The 17,797-nt window shown below is 62.0% G+C and carries 9 protein-coding genes, 2 pseudogenes and 1 other annotated feature; of the genes and pseudogenes, 6 read left to right on the top strand and 5 right to left on the bottom strand.

Annotated elements, in window-relative coordinates:
* Positions 1-277 precede the first annotated feature (277 nt).
* Both ACH46_RS20145 and ACH46_RS20140 read left to right on the top strand, forming a co-directional pair.
* The gene (locus tag ACH46_RS20145) at positions 278-859 is read left to right on the top strand and encodes a TetR/AcrR family transcriptional regulator (protein ID WP_020173037.1); all 582 of its coding nucleotides are present in this window, start codon (positions 278-280) and stop codon (positions 857-859) included.
* 121 nt (positions 860-980) lie between these two features.
* Positions 981-4,022, top strand: coding sequence for an MMPL/RND family transporter (locus tag ACH46_RS20140; RefSeq protein ID WP_006896682.1), 3,042 nt, complete (start codon positions 981-983; stop codon positions 4,020-4,022).
* A gap of 40 nt (positions 4,023-4,062) precedes the next feature.
* Here ACH46_RS20140 and ACH46_RS20135 read toward each other — a convergent pair.
* Together ACH46_RS20135 and ACH46_RS21725 are read right to left on the bottom strand one after the other, a co-directional pair.
* Positions 4,063-5,228, bottom strand: a protein-coding gene (locus ACH46_RS20135) for an IS3 family transposase (protein WP_371308121.1) whose coding sequence is annotated in 2 segments (ribosomal slippage) — positions 4,063-4,941 and positions 4,944-5,228 — 1,164 coding nt in all. Because the reading frame shifts where the segments join, the coding sequence is not laid out codon by codon here.
* Between the two features lie 69 nt (positions 5,229-5,297).
* A pseudogene (locus tag ACH46_RS21725) lies at positions 5,298-5,564 on the bottom strand (transposase); the annotation flags it as partial.
* A gap of 52 nt (positions 5,565-5,616) precedes the next feature.
* Here ACH46_RS21725 and ACH46_RS20975 point away from each other — a divergent pair.
* Positions 5,617-6,636, top strand: a pseudogene (locus tag ACH46_RS20975) (IS256 family transposase); the annotation flags it as partial.
* A gap of 28 nt (positions 6,637-6,664) precedes the next feature.
* Here the strand turns inward: ACH46_RS20975 and ACH46_RS20125 are convergent.
* A protein-coding gene (locus ACH46_RS20125) for an IS3 family transposase (RefSeq protein WP_233500136.1) occupies positions 6,665-7,887 on the bottom strand; the annotation gives its coding sequence in 2 pieces (ribosomal slippage) (positions 6,665-7,608 and positions 7,608-7,887; 1,224 coding nt in all).
* Positions 7,485-7,618 (bottom strand) — a sequence feature (AL1L pseudoknot). It overlaps the preceding gene by 134 nt.
* A 231-nt stretch (positions 7,888-8,118) precedes the next feature.
* Between ACH46_RS20125 and ACH46_RS21720 the strand changes: the two genes are divergently transcribed.
* Positions 8,119-8,493, top strand: a complete 375-nt coding sequence (locus tag ACH46_RS21720) for a Pycsar system effector family protein (RefSeq protein WP_062394612.1) — start codon at positions 8,119-8,121, stop codon at positions 8,491-8,493.
* 571 nt (positions 8,494-9,064) lie between these two features.
* Complete coding sequence (locus tag ACH46_RS20110) at positions 9,065-10,384, top strand: hypothetical protein (protein WP_062395685.1); 1,320 nt, start codon at positions 9,065-9,067, stop codon at positions 10,382-10,384.
* A gap of 57 nt (positions 10,385-10,441) precedes the next feature.
* Here the strand turns inward: ACH46_RS20110 and ACH46_RS20105 are convergent, their stop codons facing one another.
* Entirely contained in the window at positions 10,442-15,352 is a 4,911-nt protein-coding gene (locus tag ACH46_RS20105) for a DEAD/DEAH box helicase (protein WP_062394608.1), read from the bottom strand.
* Between the two features lie 412 nt (positions 15,353-15,764).
* On the opposite strand from ACH46_RS20105, the gene ACH46_RS20100 reads away from it, so the two are divergent.
* Positions 15,765-16,814, top strand: coding sequence for an IS630 family transposase (locus ACH46_RS20100; RefSeq protein WP_082399504.1), 1,050 nt, complete (start codon positions 15,765-15,767; stop codon positions 16,812-16,814).
* 37 nt (positions 16,815-16,851) lie between these two features.
* Here ACH46_RS20100 and ACH46_RS21405 read toward each other — a convergent pair whose 3' ends face one another.
* Positions 16,852-17,796 carry a hypothetical protein gene (locus ACH46_RS21405; RefSeq protein WP_157851113.1) on the bottom strand — a complete coding sequence of 315 codons (945 nt, stop codon included), beginning with the start codon at positions 17,794-17,796 and terminating at the stop codon, positions 16,852-16,854.
* Position 17,797: the final 1 nt, after the last annotated feature.

The following is a 17,797-nucleotide window of genomic DNA, read 5'->3' as shown; positions in this document are numbered from 1 at the left end:
CACCCCAGCCCTGCCGCCAAGCCCCGAATTGATCTACCAACCCTTCGCCGAAGGTACCCCGGAGGCGGGCACCGTGGCGCCGACCTTCCTGCCGGGTCGGGGTGTCGAACAGGTGAATTGCACGACTAGCCCGGCGGACACTCCTCGACTTTCGCTATTATCAGTAGCACTTCGTGCGAACCAAGATCGCCAGGCGCCCGAGAGCAGTCTCGGGGATGGGAGTGTGGGTGCGGTGATGGCGGCCAGGCGCGACGCGGGTCCTCGGTCCAAGGACGTGATGGATGACAAAGACCCGCGTTTGGTTCGTTCACGCAACCGGTTGGTTGATGCGGCATCTGCCCTGTTGAAGACCGGCGGGGTTGATGCAGTCACGGTCGGGGCGGTCTCCCGGATGTCGCGGGTGGCTCGAACGACGTTTTACCGGCATTTCGATGGCACCACCGATTTGTTGGCTGCGGCGTTCGAACGATTGTTGCCCCACGCCGACGTCCCTGACGCGCACGGACCAATCCGCGACAGTTTGGTGCGGTTGGTCCGTGCTCAGGCTGCGTTGATCGAGCAGGCGCCACTGCAATTGACCGCCTTGGCGTGGCTGGCGATGGTGCCGGAGGAGCCCGGGGAGCAGCAGAACACCCTCGCGCCGCTGCGCGCTCGTGTCATCGCGCAGTACCGGGAACCGTTCGATCAGGTGTTGCAGAGCGCCGCCGCCCAGAAGGAACTCGACGAGTTCGATCCCGGCGTGGCCATCACCCAGCTCGTGGGCCCGCTGGTCTTCGCGCGGCTGTCCGGCCTTCGCTCGATGAGTGGCGCGGACTGCGAACAGCTTGTCGACGACTTTCTCGCCGCCCACCGCCGCTGATCCGATAGTCCCGCGTCGCCGAACAATCCATTCCTTTCGCTACATGCTGTAGCGTAGTGATACCGATTGATTCATTTGTCGAAGGGTGTGCGATGCCAACGCAGCGATGGATGCGTGAGCAGTGGTGAAGCTTCGGCGATCGACCGGTCGCGGTGAGTACAGCCGGTCGCTGGGGCAGGTGGGACGCTTCGTCTTGTCGCACAAAGCGCTGGTAGCGGGCGTCTGGGTGGCTGTTGCCGTGGTGTTGGCTGTGCTGTTTCCCCAGTTGGAAACAGTTGTGCGCCAGCAATCGGTGGACCCAATTCCTAAGGGCGTGCCGTCGTTTCAGGCGCTCGATCGCATGGGCGAGGCGTTCGACGAAAAGGGCGCGAAGACCACGGTGTTCGTGGCAATGGAAGATCCGGCCGGACTCACCGAGCCCGCCCGCCAACGCTATGACGACCTCGTGGTCCGGCTCCGCGCCGACCGCGATGATGTGCAGGCCGTACGCGACCTGCTCGCCGACCCGATCACTGCCCGACAAGCGCTCAGCGAAGACGGCAAAGCCTGGTACTTGCCCGTCGGGGTCAGCGGCAGCCTCGGCGGGCCGACGGCGGCCCACGCTGTGGAATCGATCCGCGAGACCGCAGCAGAGGTCTTTACCGGCACCAGCACGACAGTCCACGTGACCGGACCAACAGCGACCTTCAGCGACCAAATCGTCACCGCTGAAAAGGATCTGGTGGTCATCACCATCGCCACCGTCGTGCTGATCGCCATAATCTTGCTGATCGTCTATCGGTCGGTGTTCACTGCGTTGCTACCGCTTCTGGTCATCGGTATCAGTCTCGCCGTAGCCCGCGGAGTCATGTCTGCGTTAGGCGAACTGGGCATGCCAGTCTCGCAATTCACCGTTGCGTTCATGACCGTCATCTTGCTCGGCGCCGGTGTGGACTATTCGGTCTTTGTGATCAGCAGATACCACGAAAGGCTGCGCCAAGGCGCCGCCGCGTCCGACGCTCTCATCGATGCCACCGCCACCATCGGACGGGTGATCCTTGCGTCGGCAAGCACTGTTGCTCTCGCGTTCTTAGCCATGGTCTTCGGGCAGCTCAGCGTCTTCGCCACCCTCGGCCCCGCCTGCGCAGTGGCGATCCTCATCGGATTCCTCGCCACCGTCACGTTGTTGCCGCCAGTGCTGCTGTGGGCTGCGCGATGGGGGTGGGGTGCCCCGCGCAAAGACCTCACGCGGCGCTACTGGAACCGCATCGCGGTCCTCGTCGTACGCCGCCCGGCGCCGTTGCTGGCCGTCAGCCTCGTCGGATTGACGATCCTGAGCGTCACCGCGCTGGGCATTCAGATCACCTACGACGACCGAGACGGTCAACCCACAACCACCGACAGCAACGAAGGTTACGCACTGCTCAACCGGCACTTCCCGCAAGACATCACCATCGCGGAATTTGTCGTCGTGGATTCGCCCACCGATCTGAGAACAACCAACGGACTTGCCGACCTTGATCAGATGGCAGCTCGGATTGCGCAGATCCCCGGCGTCACCCGTGTGGTCGGTGTCACTCGCCCGACCGGAGCCAAACTCGAACAAGCCCAACTCTCCTGGCAGAACGGGCAGATCGGCGATCGGGTGGCCGGCTCAGTGGGTGAGGGCCAAGCCCGCAAAGGTGACCTCGAACAATTGCGTTCTGGTGCAGACCAACTCGCCGACGGCCTCGAACAACTCGACATACAGATCCGCACCAATCTCACCCCACTGGCTGGCATTCTTAACCAAGTCACCACCATCGGGGCCGAAATAGGTCAATACCAACCACTTCTACAAACACTGACCGCCGCCGCACCCCAACTCGACCAAGCCGCGCAGAACGCCCCTCAGCTAGCAGCCCTGGCCGAACAGTCATCAGCCGCCATAGCCACAATCACCTCAGTGCTCCCATTACTGGATAACTCAGCGCTGTGCACTCAACTACCCCAATGCAGCACCCTGCGCCAACAAGCCCGCGATCTCGCCGCACTCCGCGACAGCGGGTTCTTCACCCAGATCACGACACTGTCCACCCAGCTCGCGCAGATGGACACCCCCCTCACCGCGGTCACCAACCAACTCAACGCCACCGTCGCCACCCTCGAGACCACGCTGGGAACCATCGGGGCCCAAGACCTGCCAACCAAACTCGCCCAACTGCAGACCGGGGTCTCCCAACTCGCCGCCGGCTCGCGAACACTCGCCGAAGGCGTATCTGCACTCGTCGACAGCAACCTTCAACAACTCGCCGGCATGGCCACGCTCGCCGCCCAACTACAGACCACCGCGCGCGAAACCCGCGGCTCGGACTCGGCCACCGGCTTCTACTTACCCAAAGATGCTTTCGCTGACCAGCAATTCGCCGACGTTGCGCGCCAATTCATCTCCCCGGACGGACACACCGTGCGCTACGCCGTCCAGACAAGCTTCGACCCCTACAGCGCGGACGCCATGCGCCTGGCCAGCACCATCGCCACCGTCGCCAACGACGCAAAACCCAACACCACCCTGACCGACTCCACCGTCTCCGTCGCCGGCTTCCCCGCTATCAACGCCGACCTGCAACGACTGCTCACCAACGACTTCCGCCTCCTGGCCCTGGCCACCCTGGCCATCGTCGGCATCATCCTGATCATCCTGCTGCGCTCACTGGTCGCACCCATCTACCTACTCGGCACCGTCGTACTCAACTACACCGCAGCATTGGGCATAGGCGTCCTGATCTTTCAGCACATACTCCACACCGACATCGCTTGGCCTGTGCCCCTATTAGCGTTCATCGTCCTGGTAGCCGTCGGCGCCGACTACAACATGCTGCTGGTCTCACGATTGCGCGAAGAATCACATCACAACGTCCGAGTCGGAGTGCTCCGCACCGTCACCAACACCGGCTCAGTTATCACCTCAGCAGGCCTCATCTTCGCCGCCAGCATGTTCGGCCTCATCGCCGGTTCCATCGGCATCATGACCCAAGTCGGACTCATCATCGGCGTAGGCCTTCTCATCGACACCTTCATCGTCCGCACCATCGTGGTACCAGCCATCGCCACACTCCTCGGCAACGCAAGCTGGTGGCCCCAAAAGCCAACGACCCCTCCCACCCAACGCCGCCACCGACCCCACCCCGCAAAGCAAACATAAAGCCGGGGGACTGCTGCACGACCAGGTGACAGTTTCGGTGTCATGCCGCTGAGGCGGCTGTGTTGATGATCGTCTCGTATTCGATCGGGGTCAACCGGCCGAGGCGGGCCTGACGACGGCGTCGGTGGTAGGTCCGTTCGATCCAGGTGACGATCGCGATCCGCAACTGCTCGCGGGTGCTCCAGCGGTGCCGGTCCAGGACGTCCTTCTGGAGGAGCGCGAAGAACGATTCCATCGCTGCGTTGTCGCCGGCGGCACCGACTCTGCCCATGGACCCAACCAGGCCGTGTCGGTTGAGCGCGGACACGAACTTCCGCGACCGGAATTGAGAGCCCCTGTCCGAATGGACAATACAACCCGAAACATCGTCCTCTCGGCGGGCAACAGCGTTGTCCAGAGCGGTCACGGCGAGACGGGACTTCATCCTGGAGTCGATGCTGTAGCCGACGATCCGCCCCGAGCAGGCGTCTTTGATCGCGCAGAGGTAGAGCTTGCCCTCGTCGGTCCAATGCTCGGTGATATCAGTGAGCCACACTTGGTCCGGTGTGTCGGCGGTGAAGTCGCGTTCGACCAGGTCGTCGTGCACAGGCGGGCCCGGCTTCTTACCGTTCTTCCCACGTTTCTTGCCGAAGCTCGACCACCACTGGTTGGCCGAGCAGATCCGCCATGCCGTCCGCCCGCTCATCGGCTGACCAGCAGCTTCGGCTTCATCGGCGAGGAAGCGGTACCCGAATTCCGGGTCATCACGATGCGCGTCGAACAGGGCGTTCGCCCGCTCCGCTTCGACCCAGTCTGCCGCGGTGACCGCGTCCCTGAGCCACCGGTAGTAGGGCTGTCTGGAGAGCTTGAGTACCCGGCACGTCACCGTGACGGGGATTCCGTCGGCGGCGAGCTCTTTCACGAGCGGGTAGAGCCTTTTCCCGGAAGGTTCGCCTGCGACAGATATGCCGCAGCCCGTCGCAGGACCTCGTTCTCCTGCTCCAACAACCGATTCCGCTTCCGAAGCTCTCTCAGTTCGGCAGATTCGGTCGACGTTGTTCCAGGCTTGTGTCCGTCGTCGATGGCGACGCGGCGCATCCACTTGGCCAGGGTCATCTCATGGATCCCGAAGTCTTTCGCGACCTGCGCGAGTGTCACGCCAGGTTCACGGTCTCGGGCTACCCGGACCACATCGTCGCGGAACTCCTGCGGATAAGGCTTAGGCACGATAGTCATCCTTCCAGGCCCACCCTCGGGCAAGCCAGATCAGATGTCACCTATACGTGCAGCAGTCCCGTTAGCCCGCTTCAATTCAGTGTTCTCGCGTCTGAGTCGCTTGAGTTCGGCCGATTCCTCAGTCGTTGTTCCCGGCCGCTGGCCAGCATCGACCTCGGCCCGACGACACCACTTGCGGACCGTTTCTGGCGTACCTATCCCGAGTAGCTCAGCGACCTTGCCCATCGCTGCCCACTCCGAGTCATCCTCAGCCCGAATCTCAGCGACCATCCGGATCGCCCGCTCACGCATCTCGGCCGGGTACCTCTTCGTCCCACTTCCTGACATGACTCCATCCTTCCCAACGAACAGAGTCTCCGGACACGCCGGGGCGATTCACGATGAGGATGGGCGCCGGCTGGTGGTGCGTAACGGCTACCACAACCCGCGGGAGGTGATGACCGCCGCCGGTGCGGTTCCGGTGCGGGCACCAAGGGTCAACGACAAACGGGTCGACCCTGAAACTGGTGAACGCCAACGGTTCTCGTCGGGGATCATCCCGGCCTGGGCACGTAAAAGCCCCGAGGTCAGCGCGGTGTTGCCGCTGCTGTACCTGCACGGGTTGTCGTCGGGAGATTTTGGGCCGGCGCTGGAGCAGTTTCTTGGCTCGGGTGCGGGGTTATCGGCGGCCACGATCACTCGACTGGCCAGCCAGTGGCAGAAGGAAGCGGCCGCCTTCGACGACCGCGACATCACCAGCGATTATGTCTACCTCTGGGTCGACGGCATCCACCTCAAAGTCCGGCTCGAGCAGGAGAAGCTGTGTCTGCTGGTGATGATCGGCGTGCGTGCCGACGGCCGTAAAGAGCTCGTCGCCCTGGCCGATGGGTACCGCGAATCCACCGAATCATGGGCCGATCTATTGCGGTCGTGCCGACGCCGCGGCATGGCGGCCCCGAACCTGGCCGTCGGGGACGGGGCGCTGGGGTTCTGGGCTGCGCTGCGCGAGGTGTTCCCGGACACCCGAGAGCAGCGGTGCTGGTTTCATAAACAGGGCAATGTGCTTGCCGCACTGCCCAAGTCGGCCCATCCGAATGCGATCAAAGCGATGCAGGAGATCTACAACGCCGAGGACATCGGCTACGCCCGTAAGGCCATCGCCGCCTTCGAGAAGACCTACGGGGCGAAGTATCCCAAAGCGGTCGCCAAGATCGTCGACGACGCTGATGTGCTGCTGGAGTTCTACCACTACCCGGCCGAGCACTGGACCCACCTGCGCACGACCAACCCGATCGAGTTGACCTTCGCCACCGTGCGGTTACGGACCAAGGTGACCAAGGGACCCGGCTCCCGAGCCGCGGGACTGGCGATGGCCTACAAGCTCATCGAAGCCGCACAAGTGAAATGGCGAGCCGTCAACGTGAAGCGCCCTGGGTTTCGTTCCGTGGTTACACGGTCGCGGGCGCGGTCGTCGTGGTGTGAGTGTAGGTCGCTCCGACGTTCGCCGGGGTGCGGTAGCCGAGAGCTTCGTGGAGCCGGGAGGTGTTCCACCAGTGGACCCAGCCCATCGTGGCGAGCTCAACCTCGCTGACTGACTCCCAGATCCGCTTGGAGTAGATCAACTCCGCCTTGTATAGGCCGTTCACTGTCTCGGCCAGCGCGTTATCGTAGCTATCGCCGACGGTACCTACTGAAGCCGTAACTCCCGCGGCGAGCAGAGCGTCCGAATAGGCGAGCGAAACGTATTGACTACCCCTGTCGGAATGGTGGATCAATCCGCTTTCGTTCCTGCTCACCCCGGTGGACTGCAGTGCATGCTCCAGTGCGAGCAATGGCAGAGACTCCGTGTGGAGCGTGGGCGCGACCGCCCAGCCGACAATTCTGCGACTGAAGACATCGGTAACGAATGCGACGTAGCAGAACCCGGAGAGCATCCGGACGTAGGTGATGTCGGCGACCCAAAGCTGCTGCGGTCGATCCGCGACGAACCGCCGTTCAACGAGGTCCGGGCGCTGGTCATCTCCGTCTGCGGAGCAGGTGGTGACGGGCTTTCGACCTCGGCGAACGCCCTGCAGGCCGGCGATCTTCATCAGCCTCGCGACCTGGTCGCGACCGACGTTCCATCCTGCGTGGCGCATTGCGTGCCACATCTTCCGGACCCCATAGACGCTGTAGTTCGCCTGATGAATCCGCTGCACCTCCTCCGCCAGCATCTCGTCCCGAACGCTGCGAGCGGAGGCCGGCCTGTTCTTGGCAGCGCGGTATCCGCGGGAGGTGATGAACCCACATTCTGTCGCACTGAGGATGCGGCAGATGGCCTCGACCCCGAACTTCTCGCGATGCATGTCGACGAACGCGATCATTTCGTCGTGGGGCGGTCGAGTTCCGCTGCGAAAAACGCTGAGGCGGCCTTCAGGATCTCGTTCGCACGTCGCGCCTCGGCGAGCTCCCGCCGGAGACGGCGATTCTCCTCCTCGAGCGGCTCTCCCGGTCCGACCGGCTCGGTGGCGCCGTAGCGATTGCACCAGATCCGCAGCGTCTCTGTGCCGACACCGAGCTGCGGCGCGACGGCACGGATCGATGCTGCGCGAGGGCCGCCCTCGCGGGCTTGGCGGTCGTAGACCATGCGCACGGCACGCTCACGCAGCTCTGGACTGAACTTCTTGGGCATACTCCGATTCTCCTTGCTGAGACTCGGAACGGAACCCAGGGCGCTTCAACGCACCCCACGTCGTCGCCCTCGTCCGAGCCGGCAAGACCTTCGAGAAAGGCAAACTCGTCGAATCCGACACCCCATCAACATCGCAAGAGGAGGCCGCCTGAAACAACCTCATCCACAGGTCTTGACAATATCTCCGATACGAAGGCGCCATTTGCACTGACAATTGAGACCGCGCTCCTCGTGGGAGTTATCACGCTGTCGGGCGAGGGGCGGGTGCTCCATGACCTTGGGGGCTGGGCCGTAGTCTGGTACGTCGTTGGCATCCTCCTCTTAGTAGCTAGCGTCCTATGTGCGGCCTGGGTTGTGCGTCCCCGGCTACGGGCCTCCAACCTCGAGGTTGAGGCGCCGGACAACTTTGTCTATTTCGGACACCTGCGGCACCTGACGCCCGAAGCCGTTCAGGATCGGCTCGAGGGCCCGACTCTTCTTCCGGTACTGTCGAAACAGCTCGTGGAGATGAGCAAGATAGCGTGGACAAAGCACCGGCTTGTGCAGTTGTCTATGAGTCTTTCTCCGATTGGCGTTATGGTACTTGGCATATGTGCGACATGCTGACTTGTGTGAGGCGATGCTCGGTCGTCAGAGCAGAGGGGTTGCCGCTGCATGGGCGCCGCAAGAGATCGATCTACGCCAAATGTTCGCCGAAAGTGACTTGGATGGCCGACCACATGGAGAATCAAAATTGACACGACTCATCGAGGCACGCATGTTCTGTCAGACTTCCGGGGGTAGCGCTGCTAATCTCCGCTGCATCTCGACATCCTGCTGTCAAGTGTAGGTTCCGCTGAGGTTTGTCAGTTTCCGGGTTGGCTGTCAGTGGATTTGGCAGTAAACGGGGTGTTTTCCGGGCTGTGTGTCAGTAGCGGCGAGATGATTCCGGTGGGTGCCGGAAATTCCGGGCACGATGTCAGTTCGCATAGCAGACATTCCGCCGGAGGCCTCAGGATTCCGGGTTCTGTGTCAGTTCGCAAATCGGATATTCCGCCAGGTGGTCGGAATTCCGGGCTCGGTGTCAGTAGCGCGGAGGGTAAGACGCCCTGGGCGATGAGCGCTCGTGTGTCTGGGCTGGGAAGTGGCTCGTCCGTTGTGTGTGTTGTTGTCTGACTTGCTGAGTACTGTCGTCGCCATGACGGATTCGGATCGGCAGAAGATCAACTCATGGGCGCATTCCTACAACGGCTACACCAGGCTCGACGAGAATCTCCGGGATCGCGGATCGGTCGTTGCCAGGGTGATCGAGGAGTACGAGCGCGAGGGGTCGATTCCGGAGTGGGCGGGCATCGATGTGCTTCGCGGTTGGGCGTTCTACCTTGCGCGCAGCCACTATCACACGTCGTATGGTCAGTCTTTGACTGAAATGCACCCGGAAATCCTTGATATCGCGGCAGCGATCGATGCTCGTCCGTGGGCTACTGCCGCTGATCGGTGCCCGACGCTCGACAGTCCTCGCAGGGGTCTTCCGGTTACGAGGGAGACTGCGTTGTTCACGACCGAGCCGATGTTGACGCGGGCGTTGGCTGCGGAGATCCGGCATGCGCCGTTTCAGTTCTTGCGAGAGGTGCTGCTTGAGGTGGGCACCGACGTCGTCGACCGTGTGGAGTGCGAGGGTGTGGCGAATCTCGACATCGTCGTGCATCTGGCGAGTGGTCGCACCATCGGGATTGAAGCCAAGGTGAATCACCAGCTCACCGAGGAGCAGTTCGAGAAGGAGCTGGAAGCGGTCGACGAGCTCGTCTTGCTCGTTCTCCATGAGAGCGATGCGGAGCGTTTTGCTAGTAGAGCGTCTGTGGTGACCTGGGAATGGTTGCTGTACTGTTTCCCCGATTCGCGTCTGCGGTTGGAGGACGTTCTGGCGCTGCCGGCGCAGAAGGTGGCTGTTGAGCGTGCGTTGCGGCCGATCGCTGCGTCTCTTGCCGAGCGTCTCGGTACTGGCTGGACGTGCGAGGTGAATCGCGGTGGGAGTGGGATGTCGGCGATCACGATCGGGAGTCCGGAGTTCGCCGATGGGCGGCAGTTGCGCGGTCAGATCCAGGTGGTCGGTCGTGGCATGCCGGTGAATGTGGAGGACATTCGCTACGAGTTCCATATCGGGATCGGGACGGATCCGACGCGGACGGATTTCCCGTCTGCTGAGCGCGCTGAGGTCGCGCCCGGGTGGGTCCGGTATCTCGAGGTGTTGCGTGATGATGTGGTTGCCGTTGATCGCGGCCGGTACCGGTTGCGTGCTGGGCGTGCGAGTAATGGGCGTAGCGGTGTCGGGAAGAACAAGTCGGGGTTGGTGAAGAAGTTTCTGCCTGGTGACGGGTGGTTGGCTCAGGGCTATTACGACTGGGCGCTCGGTCCGAAGTCGGAGCCGGTCGAGGTCGGCGAGTTGGATGCTCTCGCGGACACGGCGCAGGAGTTGTTCGCGGCGTGGTACGATGCGGCGCGAGCCCGCACAGCGTGACGGGATAGGCCGCCGGGCGCGGGCTCGGCCGGGTGACTGGCCGAGCCCGCGCGTCGGCTACAGACTGTTCACGATCTTGACGGTCTCGACGGCGACGGTGGTGACCTTCTTGATGAGGTCGACGATGTAGGTCGGGTCATCGTGCTCGTCGCACCAGTCGTTCGGATCGTTGACGATCCCGGACGCCTTGTCGGTCTTCACCTGGTAACGGTCGATGATCCATCCGAGCGCGGATCGTGAGCCGAGCATGTACTGCTCGGCCTCCTCCGGGATGCCGGCGATCGTTACCTTCGGGCTGTAGACGATCGCCGAGTGGTCGGTCTTCGACTTCCACTTCATCTTCGTCACCCGCCACGTCTCCCGATCGGCAGGATCAGCATTCGGCTTGAGCTGAACATCAAGCGGGTACGGATCGACATGCTCGTAGCCGACGTGCAGATCCGACAGCACACGACCGGCCGCGGCGAGCTGCTCGAACCGCTCACGTGAATCGGGGGTTGGGATGTGCGGCAGCATCTTCTTCAAGTCAGCGGCGTACGTCGCACGGTAGGCCGGTTCGTGGAGAAGGCCGTAGACGTAGAAGAAGATGTCGTCCTTGGTCACCTGGCCGCCGATGGCGTCGGTGTACAGGGCGAGGATGCTGTCGGTGATGTTGTCGATGCGGCGGTACCCGTACTCATCAGCTTCGCTGTCGCCAGATGTCGTGAGATTCAGTTCGTCGACGTTAGGTTCTGCCTTCTCGTAGGTCCAGCGGGGGAAGAACTGTCCGGTGTCCAGGAGGTGTAGGTTGGGTAGGAGATCGGTTATGAACGGAGTGAACTCGAAGTGTGATGCGGGTGCCGTTAGAACAATCCCGATGTTCCTGTGGTGGGCTGTCGGAAACATGGACGGGAGTTGTGAACGTTCATGGTTCAGATAGGCATCGAAGTAAGTATGTTGCAGGCTGAACGGTCGGTACAAACTCGGAACGATCTGTCGCTGGTCAAATACAACCTCCCTCTTCTTGGAAAGATGTGCACGGAGACTTCGTGACCACTTGATCTTCTGTGGATCAGTCCCGTTTGGATGTTTCGCGAGGTACTGGCTCACTGTCGACTCGTTAGGACGAGATATGCCAGTTTCCTGGGCGTACTTCGAGAATGGTTCAATCTGAACATTGTAGTTCGCAATTAGTTGGCAAACGTTTGAGATGAGCCCCTGCTCGGAGTAGCTGTATACCCACGGGTCTCTAGAGGTCTCAAGACCTCGCGTGAAATTCGAGAACACCGACTGCGACCCTGATGCCTTCTTATCTCCGATGACTGGCCAGCTTTCGAACTCGTCGTTGCGTTGGTTGGTCCAGTCGCCGTGCTGGTTCGGCTCGATGGTCTGCCAGTCGAGGTTGGCGAGTGTGCTCTCGGTGACGATGCGAAGCTTGTCGTCGCGGGACAGGTAGTCGCCGATGTCGCGGTACTTGAGGTCGAACGTGTCGCTGCTTGCGGTTTTGACGGCGATCATGATGGCGACGGTGTTCCGGCTACCGCCGCCGAAGACCTTGCCACCTTCTTTACGAGACAGTTCGCCCGCGGTTCGTTGGTTGCCTCGCAGGTTGTAGACGTAGATCTTGTCGTATTCGTCAGCGAGGGAGAGGCGGATGCCGTCGGCGGTGTTGCCGTCGATCCATCCGCCGTTGGAGACGAACGCGACGATGCCGGTGTCTCCGATGCGGTCGGTGGCCCACCGGAAGGCGCGTAGGTAGGAGTCGTAGAGGCTGTTCTTGTTGGTTGCTGTCGACCTGGCTGCGTAGGTGTCGGCGATCCGGGCGTCGAGGGTCGGGTAGGCGACGTTCGCGTTCAGGTCGTTCGCCGAGGTCTGCCCGACTGAATACGGCGGGTTGCCGATGATCACATGGATCGGAGTTTCGAGTTGGGCTTGTCCGCGGGCGCTGTTCTGCCGGAACACGGTCAGGTCGAGTGCGTCGCCGTTCTCTGTCATTTGGAAGGTGTCGGCGAGGACGATGCCTTCGAATGGTTCGTACTCGGTTGCTTGGTCGCCGCGGATTGCGTGGTAGGTGGATTCGATGTTGACGGCGGCGATGTAGTAGGCGAGCAGCATGATCTCGTTGGCGTGCAGCTCGCTGGTGTATTTGCGGTGAAGGTCGTCGTCGTCGATGAGGCCGGATTGCAGGAGTCGGGTGATGAAGGTGCCGGTTCCGGTGAAGGGGTCGAGGATGTGGACGCCTTCGTCGGTGAGGCCGCGGCCGAACGCGTTGCGGGAGGCGTCGTCGGCGGCGCGGAGGATGAAGTCGACGATCTGGACGGGGGTGTAGACGATGCCGAGTGCTTCGGACTGTTTCTTGAAGCCGATGCGGAAGAACTTCTCGTAGAGCTCGGAGATCACCTGTTGCTTGCCCTCAGCCGTGGTCACCTCAGCTGCGCGGACGCGGACGGAGGCGTAGAACCCTTCGAGTTTGCGGGTTTCGGCTTCCAGTCCGGATGCGCCGAGGGCGTCGACCATGCGTTGCATGACGCGGGAGACGGGGTTGTGGGAGGCGAAGTCGTGGTCGGCGAACAACGCGTCGAACACCGGGCGGGTGATCAGGTGCTGGCTGAGCATACTGATTGCATCGTCACGGCTGATCGAGTCGTTCAGGTTCTCGCGCAGCGCGTCGTGGAACTTGTCGAACTCGGTCTGAACCGTGGTGTCGGCGCTGGTGAGGATGGCGTTGATGCGGGTGATGAGGGTGGCGGCGATGTCAGCGACGTCGCCGGCCCAGTCTTCCCAGTAGGCGCGGGTGCCCACCTTGTCGACGATCTTCGCCACGATCGCCTCCTGCCACTCCGACAGGGAGAACAACGCCATCTGCTGCGCCATCCGCGCATGAGCATCCGCCTCGCTGCTGTCCGAGGATTCCGGCGGGGTGGTGCCGTCGCCGAGGGATTCGTGGTCATCGGAGACGGCGCCGATGTGGTCGCCCATCAGCATCGACGAGCCCTTGCCTGGGTCGGTCTTGAGTTCCGAGGTCGAGTTGAGGGCGATCGAGTTGACCTGGGCGTTGAACCGGTCATCGTGGGCGCGCAACGCGTTGAGAACCTGCCAGACGACCTTGAACCGACGGTTGTCCGACAGAGCCTGCGACGGGGAAACGCCGGCGGGGACGGCGACGGGCAGGATGATGTACCCGTAATCCTTGTGCTCGGCGCGGCGCATCACGCGGCCGACGGACTGGACGACGTCGACCACCGAGTTCCGTGGGTTCAAGAACATGACCGCGTCGAGGGCGGGGACGTCGACGCCTTCGGACAGGCAGCGGGCGTTGGTGAGGATACGGCAGTCCCCGTCCGGGACGGGGGCTTTGAGCCAGGCGAGCTCGGCGTTCCGCTCGAGCGCGTTGAACGTGCCGTCGACGTGGTGGACCTCGCACCGCAGATCCAGATTCGTCGAGTCGACATCGCTGCCGTCGTCCTGGTGCTCGGTGAGCAGATCACGATAGGCGTCCACGACCGCAGGGAACACCTCAGACACCTGCTTGGAGGCGGCGATGTCCTTGGCGAACACCACCGCACGCCGCATCGGCGCCTCACCCGGAGCGAACCCCGTGCCCTCAGGCGTCTTGCCGGCGCGCTTGGCGAGGCCGTTCCAACAGCCGACGATCTTGGAGGCGTCGTCGAGTTTGAGCTCGGAGAACTCGCCGGCGAGTTGTTTCTGCATGGGGGCGGCGACGAGGTCTTCGTCGACGGTCAGGACGATCACCTTGTAGTCGGTGAGCAGGCCGCGTTCGACCGCGGTCCCGAACGACAGGCGGTGTAGCTCCGGCCCGAACACGTCCTCATCGTCCATGGAGGCGAGCTCGGCGGCGTGCTCGGCGGCCTTGTCCTTGACGTTGTCGTCGTAGATCCGCGGCGTCGCCGTCATGTACAGGCGGCGCGTGGCTTTGAGGTAGTCGGCGTCGTGGACGCGCACGAAGTTCGACTCGTCCTCGCCCGCGAGGGTGACGCCGGTCGTGCGGTGTGCCTCGTCGCAGATCACCAGATCGAACGGGTCGACACCGTGCTCGGCCTGCGCCGCGGCGACCACCGGGAGGGACTGGTAGGTGGTGAACACGACCGTCAGACCCTTGGCGCGCTTGCGGTGCCCCATCTCGCCGGCCAAGGTGTCCGGGTTGGTGGTGACAGGGATCGCGACGTCGACCGAGCCGATGTCTTCGGCGCTGCGCGAGACCTTCGTATCCGAACAGACCGCGAACGCCCGCAGATCCAACTGGGTCTGGGCAGTCCACTCGCGCAGGGTCTGCGACAGCAGCGAGATCGACGGGACAGCGAACAGAATCCGAGCGGACCCGCCCTGGTCGGCGGCGGTACGTTCGGCGATCTTCAACGCGGTGAACGTCTTACCGGTACCGCAGGCCATGATGAGTTTTCCGCGGTCGGCGCCGGTAGCGAAGCCGTCGAAGACGGCGTCGATCGCTTCACGCTGGTGCGGGCGCGGTTCGTGGCGGGTCGCCTCGCTCATCGACACTTCTAGATGGCCGTCGGGCCAGGCGATATCCCAGTCGATCGGCGACTCGGCGATCTCCGTCAGGCCGATGCGTTGGACGGGGATGCGCTGTCCGTCGAGGGCTTCCTCGGCGTTGCGGCCCCACCGGTCGGTGGTGGAGATGATTACCCGGTTGGTGAACGGCATTTTCCCGGACTCGGTGAAGAACGAGTCGATGTCGCTCTTGGACAGCGTGGTGGTCGGCTCGTAGAACTTGCACTGGATCGCCGTCAACTCGCCGGTATCACGTTCGCGGGCGACCAGATCGATCCCGGTGTCGGGTCGGCCGTCGCGGTCGGGCCAGTCGATCCATCGCCACACGGCGTCGTACTGCTGGGACAGCAGCGGGTCGAGTTCGAAGTACCGGACCATCAGCTCCTCGAACTTCGTACCCCGCTCGGAGTTCGACCGCTCCTTGCGGAACGCCTCGATGACCTCATGCACAGAACCCACGTCAACGACCTCTCCAGTAACAGCGTGACAGTGAATCTCATTGTGCAGATCGGCCTCGCTGTCCGAACGATCGACATGCGCGAAGTCCGGACTGTGGCACCGAAACGAAGGGCGCCGGGCCACGAGCTCACCGCGTGCGGTGAGCCAGCAGGACTTGCCGGCTCGTAGGAAGGGGGTCAAGAGGGCCCGCCGGATGTCCACCGCGGGTGATCCAGGTGTGGTTTCAAGGGATGAACCCACACCTTGCCGACGTTTCGCCAGCGAGAGCGATTCGGAGCCTCTCACCCGGCGCCGGCTTCACGCGGGAGCTTGAAGTGGCTACTCGAGCGATGGCGCATGGAGTCGACTGCTGAACCTCTAGTGCCGCGTGTCGTTAATTAGTATATGGTTGCCAGGTTGAGACAATATGGATATGGCGAATTCTCCAGCCCCGGCACTGGAATTGCGCGATGGCGATGCGGACGAACTTGATCGATTGTTGAGATCAACCTCGACGCCAGCAGGGCTGGTGCGTCGGGCGCGGATCGTGGCCCTGGCTGCCGAGGGGCTGGCCAACACGCGGATCAGTAAGATTGTCGGGACGTCGGTGCCGACGGTCCTCAAGTGGCGTTCCCGCTATCTCCGTGACGGACTCGACGGCCTCCTGGACGCTGAAAGGCCCGGTCGCCCACGGCATCTCGATCACGCGGAAGTCGTTTCCGCGACGTTGATGCCGCCGCCGCGCAAGTACGGGGTCACGCACTGGTCGTCGCGGTTGCTGGCCGGGCACCTCGGGATCGGGAATGCCACGGTCGCCCGTGCATGGCGTGAGTACGGCGTTCAGCCGTGGCGGTCGGGGACGTTCAAGTTCTCCACCGATCCGGAACTGGTCGCCAAGGTCACCGACGTCGTCGGCTTGTATCTGGAGCCGCCGGAGAACGCGATCGTGTTGTGCGTGGACGAGAAGTCGCAGATCCAGGCCCTGGACCGCACTGCACCGATGCTCCCGATGCAGCCGCGGCAGATCGAACGCCGCACCCACGACTACAAACGCCACGGCACCACCACCCTGTTCGCAGCCCTGGACATCGCGACCGGGCAGGTGACCGCGGCGGTCAAGCCGCGGCACCGCCACCAGGAATTCCTGTCGTTCCTCAAGCAGATCGACCGCACCTACCCCGGCCAGGAGTTGCATCTGGTGATGGACAACTACGCCACCCACAAGAAGGCCGAGGTCCGCGACTGGCTGGCTGCGCACCCGAACATGCACGTGCACTTCACCCCGACCTCCGGATCCTGGCTCAACCTCGTCGAAGTGTGGTTCGGCATCATCGACCGCCAAGCGATCCGGAGAGGCGTGTTCACCTCAGTCAAGGACCTCAACGCGAAGATCCGAGCGTTCATCAACGGCTGGAACGACCGCAAGCACCCGTTCGTATGGACAAAGACCGCTGACGAAATTTTGAAGAAAGCAAAACCATAAACTTATTAACGAAACGTGACACTAGACGGGGTTCCGTCTATGCCATGGCCTTCTTATCTGCCCTAAATGGTGTTTCTGTGATCGACCCCGCGAACAGATCTTCGTTAAGGAAGGTGATTGCGCGGTCGACATTGTCATCGGTCAAAGTTAGGTTTCCGTCAGAATCAAGGAACTCGTCGGGGTTCATTCCCACTAGATTCATCGCCCCTCTGAGGGTGCTTGTCTCGATCCCCTGAAGGTGACCTCTTGTTACGATGGACTCCAAACGAGTTCTAATCCTCGTTACCTTCAAAGCTCGGTCTATTATTAGAACTTTTGCGTCCTCGCTTATGGGGACGTGAGAGCTTAGTTCGTCTGTCCATCGGGGAACCTGTGCCTGAATCTCTTCCTGGCTTCGAAACAGTGCTCCGAATGCGGTTGTGCTAAGCACGATTACCTTGTCTCCGATGAAGACGATATCAGTGAAATAATCAAATGCGAATACTGGATCAGAGATTTGACTTAGGGAGTCTCTGAAGCTGGTGTAAACGCGACCTTTGCGCAATCCTCGTCGAGGGTTCGACCTCCTTAGGAATGTCACTCGATGGCCTATGTCACCAACGGTTAGTGCGTAGAATGTCATGTCTGCAGCAGGTAGTTTCCCGGCATCTAGCACCGGTATCGACTCTGCTGTCCCTAGTGCTTCGAATAAGGATCTTCCCTGAAAAGAAGATACCAGCTCAGGGTGATCCCCGAGGTTATTTGCATCAGCAACCAGGTAGGTTTCGGAAGTTATATCTGCCTCTGCGCTCCAGGGTTCGGCGGATCGTTCCGAGATATTTTCGACCGTTCCCGATATTATATTGAGGAACTCGCTCCTTACCTGTTCTGTTGCTGCAACCCTTCCGAGCTTGATGCGGTTTCCGGACCTCCATGCGACTGTGATGGTTAGGTTCTCACTCAAGTGGAACTGGCTGAAATCTATGGGCTCAGTCTTACTCATT

The sequence above is a fragment of the Gordonia phthalatica genome, assembly GCF_001305675.1.
GTDB lineage: Bacteria > Actinomycetota > Actinomycetes > Mycobacteriales > Mycobacteriaceae > Gordonia > Gordonia phthalatica.
The sequence above is the reverse complement of the archived record's forward strand: the minus strand, read 5'-3'. Positions and strand labels throughout refer to the sequence as shown.

Coding starts and splice junctions, on each gene's coding strand:
- ACH46_RS20145 (WP_020173037.1), top strand. CDS start 278: ATGGATGACAAAGACCCGCGTTTGGTTCGTTCACGCAACCGGTTGGTT.
- ACH46_RS20110 (WP_062395685.1), top strand. CDS start 9,065: ATGACGGATTCGGATCGGCAGAAGATCAACTCATGGGCGCATTCCTAC.
- ACH46_RS20100 (WP_082399504.1), top strand. CDS start 15,765: ATGGCGAATTCTCCAGCCCCGGCACTGGAATTGCGCGATGGCGATGCG.
- ACH46_RS21405 (WP_157851113.1), bottom strand. CDS start 17,796: ATGAGTAAGACTGAGCCCATAGATTTCAGCCAGTTCCACTTGAGTGAG.